This window comes from Algoriphagus sp., assembly GCF_024642405.1.
GTDB lineage: Bacteria > Bacteroidota > Bacteroidia > Cytophagales > Cyclobacteriaceae > Algoriphagus.
This window is the reverse complement of sequence record NZ_JAHEBC010000002.1, coordinates 1-12,883: the sequence shown is the minus strand read 5'-3', so window position 1 is coordinate 12,883 and position 12,883 is coordinate 1. Positions and strand designations below refer to the sequence as shown.

The 12,883-nt window shown below is 34.7% G+C and carries 10 protein-coding genes and 1 riboswitch; of the genes, 7 read left to right on the top strand and 3 right to left on the bottom strand.

Annotation, left to right across the window (positions count from 1 at the left end):
- Position 1: 1 nt before the first annotated feature.
- Entirely contained in the window at positions 2-1,129 is a 1,128-nt protein-coding gene (locus Q0L68_RS00290) for an alpha/beta hydrolase-fold protein (RefSeq protein WP_296697732.1), read from the bottom strand.
- A gap of 78 nt (positions 1,130-1,207) precedes the next feature.
- Positions 1,208-2,935: a bifunctional isocitrate dehydrogenase kinase/phosphatase gene (gene aceK / locus Q0L68_RS00285; protein WP_296697729.1), complete on the bottom strand. Its 1,728-nt coding sequence runs from the start codon at positions 2,933-2,935 to the stop codon at positions 1,208-1,210.
- 316 nt (positions 2,936-3,251) lie between these two features.
- On the opposite strand from aceK, the gene Q0L68_RS00280 reads away from it, so the two are divergent.
- The 4 genes from Q0L68_RS00280 (at position 3,252) to Q0L68_RS00265 (ending at position 6,133) form a co-directional block, all read left to right on the top strand.
- Complete coding sequence (locus Q0L68_RS00280) at positions 3,252-3,950, top strand: hypothetical protein (RefSeq protein WP_296697727.1); 699 nt, start codon at positions 3,252-3,254, stop codon at positions 3,948-3,950.
- Positions 3,937-4,572, top strand: coding sequence for a CoA pyrophosphatase (locus Q0L68_RS00275; protein WP_296697725.1), 636 nt, complete (start codon positions 3,937-3,939; stop codon positions 4,570-4,572). Before Q0L68_RS00280 ends, Q0L68_RS00275 begins: the two co-directional genes overlap by 14 nt.
- Before the next feature lie 64 nt (positions 4,573-4,636).
- Positions 4,637-5,890, top strand: coding sequence for a DUF819 family protein (locus tag Q0L68_RS00270; protein WP_296697722.1), 1,254 nt, complete (start codon positions 4,637-4,639; stop codon positions 5,888-5,890).
- A complete protein-coding gene (locus Q0L68_RS00265; protein ID WP_296697719.1) occupies positions 5,891-6,133 on the top strand; it encodes a (2Fe-2S) ferredoxin domain-containing protein in 243 nt (80 codons plus the stop codon). It abuts the gene before it with no gap.
- Positions 6,134-6,151: 18 nt separating this feature from the next.
- On the opposite strand, the gene Q0L68_RS00260 is transcribed toward Q0L68_RS00265, so the two are convergent.
- Positions 6,152-6,472 carry a YbjQ family protein gene (locus Q0L68_RS00260; RefSeq protein WP_296697717.1) on the bottom strand — a complete coding sequence of 107 codons (321 nt, stop codon included), beginning with the start codon at positions 6,470-6,472 and terminating at the stop codon, positions 6,152-6,154.
- A 232-nt stretch (positions 6,473-6,704) separates the two neighbouring features.
- On the opposite strand from Q0L68_RS00260, the gene Q0L68_RS00255 reads away from it, so the two are divergent.
- From Q0L68_RS00255 to Q0L68_RS00245, 3 genes are all read left to right on the top strand, one after another.
- Positions 6,705-11,000 (top strand): PAS domain S-box protein, encoded by a 4,296-nt coding sequence (locus tag Q0L68_RS00255; RefSeq protein WP_296697715.1) that lies wholly within the window; start codon positions 6,705-6,707, stop codon positions 10,998-11,000.
- Positions 11,001-11,058: 58 nt separating this feature from the next.
- Positions 11,059-12,375: a hypothetical protein gene (locus Q0L68_RS00250; RefSeq protein WP_296697712.1), complete on the top strand. Its 1,317-nt coding sequence runs from the start codon at positions 11,059-11,061 to the stop codon at positions 12,373-12,375.
- An 83-nt stretch (positions 12,376-12,458) separates the two neighbouring features.
- Positions 12,459-12,557, top strand: a riboswitch (SAM riboswitch).
- A gap of 61 nt (positions 12,558-12,618) precedes the next feature.
- The coding region (locus tag Q0L68_RS00245) for a homocysteine S-methyltransferase family protein (RefSeq protein ID WP_296697708.1) at positions 12,619-12,883 on the top strand (265 nt) is incomplete at its 3' end.

Genomic DNA, 12,883 nt, shown 5'->3' with positions numbered 1-12,883 from the left:
TTTAATCTTCTTTATTGCTGTAAAACAGCCATTCTATGGCTTTAGGGAACTCATCGCTCCAATATTGTTCGTTATGTTTTCCTTCTTGGTTAATACTCAAATGGACTTTCATTTTACCTTGAAGACTTTCTCTTTTCAAAATCCTATTTCGAAATTTGGTTACATGTTTAACCATCGTTTCACTTTCATCTCCTCCTGCATATAAATAAATCCGGGTATCCATAGGTTCGAAAAAATCCAAAAAACCCAATTTAATTTTAGGAATTACCCAGAGGGAAGGGGAGAATATCATGAGTTTTCCAAATACTTCAGGATAAATGAGACCAGAAAAAATACTCACTAATCCTCCCATGGAACTCCCTCCAATTCCGGTAAATTCTCTTTCACTTTTTGTACGAAAAGTTTTATCTACAAATGGTTTTAAAGTGTCGGTAATAAAACGGATATATTCTTTCCCATGACCCTTACCAAGTAAGGTTTTTCCTACATTATATTCCTGAAGTCTTTCAGATTCCCCGTGTTCAATGGCTACGATAATAATTTTCCCAATACCATAATCAGACATGACAGCTAATTTTTTATCTATCTGCCAATTACCAAATTCAGCTTCTTCGTTAAAAAGATTTTGTGCGTCTTGAAGGTATAAAACGGGATAGTTTTCTTCGCTGGTTTCATAATCATGAGGTAGCAACGCCCAAATTTTTCTGGTTTTATTTAATTGAGGAATTTCAAATTCTTCAGATATCAAATGGATTTTTGGTAGCTGGCTGGGACGATATGGAAGCCAGTTTTTTCTCCATTTTGCAACTTTCTCGATTTTAGATGTTTTATTATCATCCCAGTGTCGGTTTGGAGTTCTGTTTCCGTATTTATCTATTTCTACTTCAGACCAATCACCTTTCGTGAATTTATAAATTAACTCTTCCTGAAATTGAGGTTCATCGGGAAAGGAAAATTCATACTTCCCTTTCCCAAGTTTTGTCATCAAAAATTTAAAGTCTTGAGTTTCCCAGTTATTGAAGTTTCCGGAAATATAAACAGGTCTATCATCATCCTGGGCTGTATGGAGAATGATTTTCCTTCCTAGTTTAGTCACTGGTTTGATTTTAGATTTTACTTCAATACTCATAGATAGGGCGAACTGGGCGGGTATGCAGATTGCAAAAATAGGCTTTTGTTACCGATGTAAGAAGAAAAAAATGATTGCTTAGACTTTTAGCTCGGGTCTAAACCTTATTTCTTCTGGATAGGGGTAAGCATGTATCAATTCGCCTTTTTCTATTCTAACTTGAATTCCCTGCCAATATTCTGGTGAAAACAGATTAGAATGATAATCTAAAAAGTGTTCTTTTAAATCTTTTCTTCCAATCATCCATCTTTTAAAATCCTCCGGGAACACATCATTTTTAGCAATAGAATACCAAGGTTCCGGAGCATAAATCTGCTCGTATGTCTCTGCTTTTGGTTTAACCCTGAAGTTCATGTCATTTAGAAATTCAATTTCATCATAATCATAAAAAATCACTCTTTTTTGCCTGGTTAGCCCAAAGTTTTTTGTCATCATATCTCCAGGGAAAATATTAGCCTGAGCTAGTTGGAGGATTGCTCTTCCGTAATCCTCAACCACTTTTTTTCCTTCTTCTGTACCACAATGTTCAAGGTACAGATTTAAAGGTTCCATTTTTCTTTCTGTATACAAGTGTTTAATAACCAGATGAGTATCTGTGAAATTCAATAAAGAATTAGTTGTATTTCTCAACTCTTGAATCAAATCAGGACTGATTCTGTCTTTTGGAATTTTAAAATATTCAAACTCATGGGTATCGGCCATTCTTCCAACTCTATCATGAAGCGAGACAAGTTTATATTTCTCCCGAACCTCCTGACGAGTCATATTTTTCGGAGGCTCGAAATGATCTTTTATTAATTTGAATACGATGTTTAATGAAGGTAATGTAAAGACTGTCATTACCATTCCTTTAATGCCGGGAGCAACCACAAATTGATCTTTGCTATTATCTAAATGGTGGAGAAAATCTCTATAAAAAAGAGTTTTACCATGTTTATTAAAACCAATTGCATTATAAAGTTCGTGTATCTTTTTATGAGGGATCACCGAACTTAGAAAAGCCACGATTTCTGAAGGAACTTCTGCCTCTACCATGAAATAAGATCTGGTAAAGCTAAACAAGTGACTCATAAGATTCGGGTCAAAAATCAGAGTGTCCACGAATATCCCATCTTTGGAGTGCATAATGGGAATAATAAAAGGCATCCATTTTTTTCCAACGAAAGTTCTTCCTATCAAGTAGGCTGCTTTGTTTCTATAAAAAATTGATTTTAAAATTTGGGTTCTTGTTTCCGAATCTATTTTATATCGTGTTAAAATGACTTTTTGGACACCCTCGATTAAAAACTTAATATCTTTTTCCTTTTCCATAAAAGGAGCTCCAAAATCAAAATCATCCAGTATTTGAAGAATAATTTTGTCTAAACCCAAACCTTTGGGATAGTTTCTTATCAAATCTGAATTTTCTCTAATACTACAAAAATCATGGCCTTCCATGACAAACATGAGGTCTTCATCAATATCAACGTTTTCATATGTTTTCCGAATTACTGAGTTAAAAAAAGTTTCTGCTATTTCTAGCTCAGGCAAAGTTGATATTAGGTGAGAATACTCAGTTTTTATGGTAGTCCAAAGCGCTCGGTCTGTGCTTCTATCGGCTAGAGATTTTTTACATGATGCAGCAAGAGGAAAGAGTAAATCCTTGTAAAGGCGAAGTCTTTGTTTGTGGTTTAATTGAATAGCTTGCCAATTTCTTTCACTAAAATATTTTGGAGTTAATCTAGTGTATGCATTAAAGGATTTTATGTAGGTCAGGAACCCATTAAAGATTTTTTCTGCGATCTGATAATCAAGGGATTTTGACATGAGAAAAGATAAATTTCAAAATTGAACTTGTTAAGTTAACACAGATAAAAATATTTTGAGATTGAGAGAAATTATTTATCCTGATTTTTAGGCTGTTAACATAAAATAATTAAGGGGAAATATAATTTTGAAAATCTTTCGCAATCGATTGTTTGGAGGAAATGAAAACATTTTCTACTTTTCGCAGGTATTCATGAATTGAATATCTACAATAGGTTTAATAGGTTTGAGAGCAGGAAAAGGCCAGGATTTTATCCAGGCCTTTTTTGTTTTTTAATAACTCTAGATTAGTTTCAACTTCTCCTATTATTGTTACATGAAAGTTTCCAACATAAATAAGCTTCAAATTACCGTTTTACTGGCATGTGCAGGGCTATTTTTTTCTTGTGATTCTACGGAGCCGGAGACTGAGAATCCTGACTCTATTCTATCAGTCGACGAGGTAGAAGCCAAAAAATTGAGAAGTTTTCTTGAAGTTGGCTTGGGAAAGAAATCTGAGTGGAAATCTCATTGGGAAAATGAAATTGATGTTTTTGAAGCGCAGGACTTTTTGTTGATTCAGACAGATACTATTGATCCAATGGAAATGCCTGAGAAAAATCCAATCCTTAAAGACGATCCGCTTTTTCCTTACCAAATTCCTCATCCGGAAGGAAACGGTACAATGGATATTTATAGCTATAAAGTAGAAGCCCAAGACGGATTAGAAACTCCTTTTCTCAATCCGGATTCAGAAGTGATTTGGTATCGAGAGGATGGGATGAAAGAAAGGTTGTTGTTTATGGGACCCTCTGGTATGTTTGAAGATGGACTTTGGATCAATAATACTACTTTCGTCGTTTTTGGCTTTTTTCAGGAAGAGGCTGGTTTTCGACCAATGGCATGGGTTATAGAACTTGAGGATCATAAAGTACACAGGTATCAATTAACTAAGGTTACTTCGGATTATGAGACTGAATCTTACATAAACCAAAAAATCAAAAAAGTAGATTTGAGTTCAAATGGAGTTTCATGATTTCATCAGGATTATAAAAAATGGATTAGAAGCCCCATTGCCTGGGGTTGAAGCGCATATTAATATGTCTCCTAGACCCATTAATAGAAAAAGGTTTGATCCGGAAAGACCTAAAAACCACAGGAAAGGCGCTGTATTATTATTGTTCTATCCAGATCAAAAAGAAGTGTATTTCCCTTTGATAAAAAGACCTGAATATGATGGAGTTCATAGCGGCCAAATTGCATTGCCTGGTGGGAAAATGGAGCTTGAAGATCCAGATTTAATTTTTACCGCTTTAAGAGAAGCCTCAGAAGAAGTTGGGATAAATCCTGACGAAGTAGAGATTTTGGGTAAAATGACTGATTTATATATTGCTCCTAGCAATTTTTTAGTAACTCCAGTATTGGGATTTACCACATCCAAGCCGGTTTTCATTCCAGAAGAAAAAGAAGTAGAAAGAATTATTCAAACTACCATCAGGCATCTGTCTTCTCCCGATATTCTGAAGCAAAAAACACTAGACATTAGCGAGTCTTTCAGGCTGAATACTCCATATTTTGATATTGAAAAAGAGATAGTTTGGGGAGCAACGGCAATGATATTAGGGGAATTTCTCCGAATCATGGAAAATGGAAAGTAAGTAAACATTTTATTTTCTGGAAATAATTATTGGTATTATAGCAATTCACTCCGTATTTCGAACCATGGAAGAAAATATCCCCTTTTTTACAAATGATGCTATTGTTTTTGGTATCCTAATGTCCATTTTGGCCTTCGTCTTTGCCACATCTGCAAGTTCAAATACTTTTTGGAGAAAATTTTATGGAATAGTACCAACCGTTCTTCTTTGTTATTTCATACCTGCCTTATTTAATTCTTTTGGTTGGATCTCCGGAGAAACATCTGGAATTTACCAAGTGGCAAGTAGATACTTGCTTCCTGCATCTCTAGTTTTGTTTACCATAAGTATTGATTTAAAAAGTATCTTAAAGCTAGGTCCTAAGGCATTGACCATGTTTTTGGCTGGTACTTTAGGAATTATGATAGGTGGACCTTTAGCACTCGCTACAGTAGGTTTTATACAACCTGAGTTATTAGGAGGAAATGGGCCTGATGAAATTTGGAGAGGATTGGCTACAATAGCTGGCTCTTGGATTGGAGGCGGTGCAAATCAAACTGCGATGCTTGAAGTTTTTGGAGCTAGTCCTTCACTTTTCAGTCAAATGATTGCTGTGGATGTTCTAGTGGCGAATTTATGGATGGCTGTTTTATTGTATTGGGCTGCAAAACCAGAGGTTATTGATAGGAAATTCAAAGCTGATAGTTCAGCTATTTATGAATTGAGGGATAAGATTGAAAAATTTAGGGCTGGGATTATGAAGATTCCAAGTCTTTCTGATACCATGATAGTTTTGGGAGTAGGGTTTGGAATTACCGGTTTTTCACATTGGATAGCAGATGAGATGGCACCCTGGATCGGAGAGAATTATCCTTATCTAAGTCAATATTCTTTAGACTCTACATTTTTTTGGATTGTTGTTGTTTCCACCACTTTGGGATTATTACTTTCATTTACAAAAGCCAGAAATCTAGAAGGTTCTGGGGCTTCTAGAATGGGAAGTGTTTTGTTATACGTCCTAGTTGCTTCGATCGGTATGCAAATGGATCTAAGTGCCGTATTAGATTCACCGATTTTATTTTTAATTGGGATCTTATGGATGTTTTTTCATATCCTGATCATGTTAATTGTAGCTTTTATTATTAAAGCTCCGTTTTTTTATGTGGCAGTTGGATCGCAGGCCAATGTGGGTGGTGCGGCTTCTGCACCGATTGTAGCTTCAGCTTTTGATCCATCTTTAGCTCCTGTGGGAGTGTTATTAGCTGTGCTTGGTTATGCTGCAGGAACCTATGGAGCCTATCTATGTGGTTTAATGATGCAAGCTATTTCTGGGGGATAAATGGAATCTAAAAGAAAACTTATATTTATTTGTCAAGGATCTGATTGTAAGAAATCAGGATCCAAAAGCCTAAACAAAAAAATAAAGGAAGAAATAAACTCTAAAGGTCTGAAAGGGCAATTCAAATTGATTAAAACAAAATGTATGGATTGTTGCAAATCAGCCCCGGTGGTAATAATTGGAGAATATTTTTGTAAAAAGGCAACTTTTGAGAAAGTGATTTCTCAAATAAAAAAGTCCTGATTTTTCAGGACTTTTAGTTTAAAGTTTGACTGTTTTTACGGCGGTACCACTGACGGTGACCATCAACATGCCATCCCGAATTGTCTCATAGTCTAAATCAATTCCAATCACCGCATTTGCTCCAAAAGTTCTGGCTTGAATTTCCATTTCAGCCATTGCTGTTGCTTTTGCTTCCCGTAGAACTTGCTCATAGGCAGATGATCTTCCTCCTACTATATCGGTAATACTTGCAAAAAAATCCTTAAAAACGTTTGCTCCAATAATTGTTTCGCCAGAAACAACTCCTAAATATTCTTCGATTCGATATCCATCAAGGCTTGGGGTAGTAGAAATAATCATAAATTAGTTTTGTTATTAATATTGACACTATTCACTTTAACACGAAAAAATGAAAATAGAGTTTTTAATCTTTTTTATTTCTACCAGAAAAAAGGAATATTAATTTCAGATTGTGGTAGGTTAAAATAAATTATGAGAAGCACTATTGGAAAGTTAGTTTACTTTTAGCCAAATTAAGCTTCATTTAATAACTTTAGTGCTATGACTTTAGAAAAACTGAAGTGATTAGAGTATGACAATGTTTCAACAATTTGATATTTCAGATTTTTTCGATCAGATGAGCGAACCGCTATTTATGATCGATTCTGAAGAAATAATTTTTTTTAATGCTCATTTTAAATCAAACTTTAAATTTCTAGAAGAGGACTGGAAGAAATTCGTTCAGTATCCTAATGTGATTATAGAGATAGAGGAATATTTCAAAGGGAAGGAACTAGAGCCATTTACATTTTTCAAATCCTTACAATCGAAATCGTCCGAGTATGTTTTGTTTGAATGGAGTTTTGTCCCGCTACCGTCTAGCTATCAGGATCGATTTTTAATTTTAAAAGGAGTCAGATCAAAATTCTACACTGAATCTATGCTCCTAAACCCTCAGCCTAGGACCATAGAGAGTGAAAGTTATAACCTTCGATATTTGGAAAGTATTCTTAATAATACCCATGATTTGATATCAATACTCGATGTAGAAGGGAATTATAAATTTGTTGGCCCAAATGTCGGTAAAAAATTAGGCTTTAAAGTCGAAGATATTGTTGGTAGAAATTTCAGACAATTCATAGATGCAGGGATTATTGAATTAGTCAAAGGCAACTTCGAAAGTGTTCTAAATTCAGAAGAAGAAATTAATATTGATTTTTGGGTTCATAAAGAAGGGCAGGAGAAAATATACATAGAAAGCTATGCTAAAAACCTTCAAAATCACCCACACATCAAAGGAATCCTTTTCAGTGGAAGAGATATCACGGATTATGTTCAAATGGATATCTCCCTTCAAAAGAGGTTAGATCTTGAAAACATTATCAATAAAATTTCACATCATTTAATTAATGAGAATTTAAAAGATTTATATAAAAATTTTACAGAGGCACTTACAATATTAAGCATTTCGTTAAAAGCAAATTGCTCCAAAGTCCTCCTCAGAAATTTGGAAAATAAAAAGTTTGAGATTTTGACTGAATGGCAAAATCTAAATGAGGAGGTCAATCTAACTTTTGATGTGAATGACTTGGATGGAATGGTTGAAGATCAACCTAGTTCACCAAATTTCGGTAAAGTAAAATTGATAAAGTCTTTGAATAAAAAATCAGTACTTCTTATCCCAATGATATCCACTCTGCAGTTGAAAGGTGTTTTGGTGATAGAGTTCAAAAATGAAGATATTTTCTCTGATGAAAGTGAGCTTCAAATTCTTAGGCAGTTAGGAGATATTTTGTATGGGGCTTATCAGGGGGGACAGATGCTCCAAAAAATTGAGAGAAATGAGAATTTGCTTGCCACCACAGAACTATTAGCTAAGTCGGGATCATGGAGATACAGTCCAAATAGAAATAGCTTTCATTTTTCAGGTGGTTTGGCTCGTATGTTTGGATTAGGAGATAAACCAACCTATGCCAAGATTTCTACTTTAATTTATAATATTCAGAAAGAAGATAGGAATAGCTTTATTAATAATATAAGACTGACTATCGAAACACGAAAACCTACATCGGGTGAGTTTAGGATGCTATCACCTGGGAATAGAGATGTGATTTTGAGTTATGAAATTGATGCAAGAGATCATTTTTTTAATCATAGTGTAGAAGTTTTTGGATTTTGTACGGACATCACTCAAAAGAAAGCTTCAGAAGAATATCTTTTGTTGCAATCGCAAATATTGACGCAGGTAAATGATCCAATTGTAGTGACTGGGCTTGATTTAAATCTCATTTATGTGAATGAGGCTGCGAAAAAGCTATGTGGATCACCAGACAATGAACCTTTGAAAGGGAGTATTTACAAGTATTTTGAATTTTATGATCCGGAAGAAAGTTTAGAAAATTTTATCTCTGTGCAAGGAGATTCATCAGTCTGGAAAAAGGAAATTTTCATTAAAATATCTGGGAAAGAAAAAGAACCTTTTGAATTATCGCTTCAACCAATTTTTTCTGAAAAAAAGGAGAAGATCGGTTTTTCTTTTGTCTTAAGAAATTTATCTGAAAAATACGAAGCTGAAAAATTGGCGAACAGAGCCAAAATGATTGTGGAAAATAGCCCCACGATTTTATTCAGAGTTGATCCGAATAATGATTTTCAAATAGTATATATCTCTGAAAACATTAATCGTTTTGGATATAATTCAAAAGAATTAATCGATAAGAAGAAATCAATTCTTGATTTATTGTATCCTGAAGATGCGAGAAGAATCCGAGAAAAAGCTTATTCAACAAAGACAAGCAAAGGGATAAAGTCATTTTCAGGATCCTATAGATTGAAGAAATCTGATGGGCAATATATTTGGGTTGAAGATCAAACCAGAGAAGTGTTAGATGAAACAGGTGAGATTTATCTACATGAAGGAATCCTCCAGGATATTAATGACAGAAAGAACCTGGAAGTAATCAATGAACAAAGAGATAGGCAGTATAGACTTCTTGCCTCAAATATCCCCGGAACCAATATTTTCCTTTTAGATAAGGAGCGTAAATATATAGTTGCTGAGGGGACAAATTTTGATCACTGGGGTATTACACGGGAAGATTTTGAAGGAAAATTTCTATGGGAAATTTTCCTCACTTCTTATGAAGAAGTAAATTCTCTTCTAGATCGAGTCTACTATGAGCGGGAAATAATTGAATCAGAGTTTCCAATTAAAGGAAGATATTATTCAAGAACTTTTAGGCCAATTATCATCAATGAACAAGTGGAGTTTGTTCTTAGTATCATTCGGGATATTACAGATGAACACCAAGCAAAAATTGATCTTATTCAATCCGAGGAAAAATACCGGACTTTAGTAGAAGAATCAACTGAAATAATTTTTTCATTAACTGAGACATTTGTCCTAAGATATGTTTCACCAAACGTATATCAATATCTTGGATATAAAACCGAGGAAGTGATAGGGAGAAGCATTTTTGATTTTTTAAATCCCGATGACATGGGAGAGTTTCAAAAAATGCTAGACTCCACAGAGAATTTCCTTGCACAGAATCAGTTTTTGGAATTTAGATTACTTCATAAAAATGGAGAGTACAAAGTATTTAATTCCAATGGAAAATTGATTCTGGATAAAGATGGTAAGTCTAAATATTATACTGGAATCGCCCGGGATATTTCAAGATTAAAAGAAGCCCAAGGTGAATTGCTGAAAGCCAAAGAAAATGCAGAACAGGCGTCTTTAATCAAATCGCAGTTTCTTTCAATTATGAGTCATGAAATCAGGACTCCCATGAATGCAGTTATAGGACTTTCCCATTTACTGGTAGAGGGAAACCCTAGGCCTGACCAGCTAGAAAATTTAAAAACTCTACAGTTTTCAGCTGAGAATTTGATGGCTCTGATCAATGATATTTTGGATTTCACTAAAATTGATTCTGGAAAGGTAGAGCTTGAATTAGTGCCTTTTGATTTGCAGAATGTTATCTCCAGAATTGTACATTCACATAGCTTTCAGGCAAGTGAAAAACTGATTAAAGTTGAATTCAAAATAGATCCCAAAATACCAAATCAGGTCATAGGAGATCCTATCAGACTAGGTCAAATAATCAATAACCTAATTTCTAATGCTATCAAATTCACGGAAAATGGATACGTGAAAATCATACTGAAAGAACAACTTCGTGAATCAGATTATACAGTTATAGAATTTACTATTGAGGATACAGGGATCGGGATACCAGAGGACAAAATAGAAACGATATTCGAAGCATTTACCCAAGCATCCACTTCCACGACAAGGAAGTATGGAGGGACAGGATTAGGATTAGCCATTGTGAAAAGGCTGGTTGCTCTTTTTGGAGGTGAAATCTCTGTAAGTTCCATTGAAGGAAAGGGAAGTCAGTTTAGATTTTTTGCGAAATTTAAAATTGATGAGTCTGCTATTTCTAGAAGTAAAAATCTGACTATCAATGGTGTTAAGTCCCTTCAAAATGCCTCTATATTAGTTGCTGAAGACAATTATGTAAATCAGATTCTTATTCAAAAATTCCTTAATAAATGGAATGTTGGCAATTTAGTGATTGCATCAAATGGGGAACAAGCTTTAGAAGAATTTGAAAAAGGAAATTTTAATCTGGTTTTATTGGATCTTCAAATGCCTGTTTTAGATGGGTTTTCCACAGCAAAAGCCATTCGATCTCATTCTGATAAGGAAAAGAGAGAGGTTCCGATTTTAGCTCTGACAGCTACCTCTTTACATGAAGTGAAAAATGAAATGATGGAAATTGGGTTTAATGATTTTATCCCAAAACCATTTATTCCAGACATACTCTACGAAAAATTAATTAAGCAACTAAATCGTAAAGATTATCCGGGAATTTCTGTTTAGCATTAATTTTGCCTGCAAAGCTCAAGACCAATGAGTCAACTTCAAACAGAGTAACTTCATGCCCCTTTTTTCGCGTTTTTTTCTTTTTTTTCTGTTTATAGGTTTTTCCTATAAACTATCTGCTCAAAGCCTTGTCACAAAACGATCTTCGTTTTATGTTTTGGCAGGGACTTCAGGATCAAAATTGAGGCAATTTGATCAATTAATGGAAGATCGGGGATTGACCGGGCTCCGAAATAAATATCATACGATAGGTTTAGGCTATCAAGCTCGATACAATGACTTTGTTATTGGGATGGAACTTTACCATAACAGAGGATTAAAAAGTGAGTTTGATGATTTTAAAATAAATTATAGAACCTCAAGAGCCTTGTTGAATATTGGTTATGCTTTTATTGAGGAATCTAAGTTTCAATTAATCCATTACATGTCCATCGGGGCAGGGTTTCTGAATTTTCAAATGTTACCACAAAATCCTTCTCAAAATCTAGAGGAGTTTTTGGCTGATCCTGCTGAAGGATTTATTTTACGTAAGCGAAATATCCAAAAAGGAAGCCAGTACTATGGGAATTTTTTAACAGAAACAGGTTTCCAGTTGAGTTATGATTTTGATTTACCTGGCAGGGAAGAAGCACTGGAAGTTTTACTGAAGTTAGGATATGCCTTTAGTCCGTTTGAGGGTAAATGGAATTTGAATGATCTATCATTTGAAAATACTCAAAGTGGAGCTTTTATTAGGGTAGGGGCAGGATTGACTTTACCTGATAGAAATTTCTTTTATAAAGATGCAAGTATTGGGTTTTATTTGGTCAACGGAATTCATTTTACTAGTCCTTCAGGCTTTAATAAAAAATTGGAAGAGGCAGGACTAAACCCATTTGATGGTTCTCCTTCAAATTTGGGTTTAAGAATTTTAGGTGAAAGTGGAGACCTGCTTTATGGAGCAGATGTATATAATCTAGCAATGAGTGGGTCGGCAAATAATCTTCGAAATCATTCCTTAAATAGTTTAAGGGTTTATGGAAACTTAGGGATGAAAATTATTCAATTCAAAAACATGGCTATAGGTGGATTGGCTGGTTTAGGGTTTGGAAATATTCGCTATACCATCACTCAGAAAGAAAAGCCTAATTTCCCCGAACTATTTGAACAAAGAACCTTCGATGGATATTTAAAGAATAGTGGATTAATGGCTAAACCAGAGGTTTTTGTGGAGTACGGCATCCCCATTGGACAAAGGAATCTTTTTGACCTTGTGTTGAATACCTCTTTCGGGTATGAATTACCGCTAGCCAATTATAAACTAGGGGATTACAATATGGCTACATACATGTCAGCACCCTATCTAAGCTTTGGGATAGGTGTAAGACCTTAATAATTTGGAGCAATTGTTTGATTCCGTTGATCAAAATTGATTAAGTAGCCTGTTTTATTAGCAAAATGATATTACCTTTGAACAGCTTATCGAGAAAGACTGAGGGAAGGGCCCTACGACGTCTTAGCAACCTGTAATCAAGGTGCTAATTCCCATTCCGAATTTGCGGAAATAGATGAGCGGAAGAGTCCTAGTACTTTTTTCCGTGTTTTGCTCGATTAGCTTTTTGAATGATAAACTAAAATGCAAAACAGAACAGAATTATTACTTCAGCAAATTTCTAAACGAATTCTAATTTTGGATGGTGCTATGGGTACCATGATCCAACGCTATTCTTTGTTGGAAGAAGATTTTAGAACTCCTGAATTGGCCAATCATCCAAAAGCACTAAAAGGAAATAACGATTTGTTATCTCTCAGCCGTCCGGATATTATCCAGGCTATTCATGCTGAGTACATGGAAGCAGGAGCAGATATCATTGAAACCAATACTTTCTCTGGAACTTCCA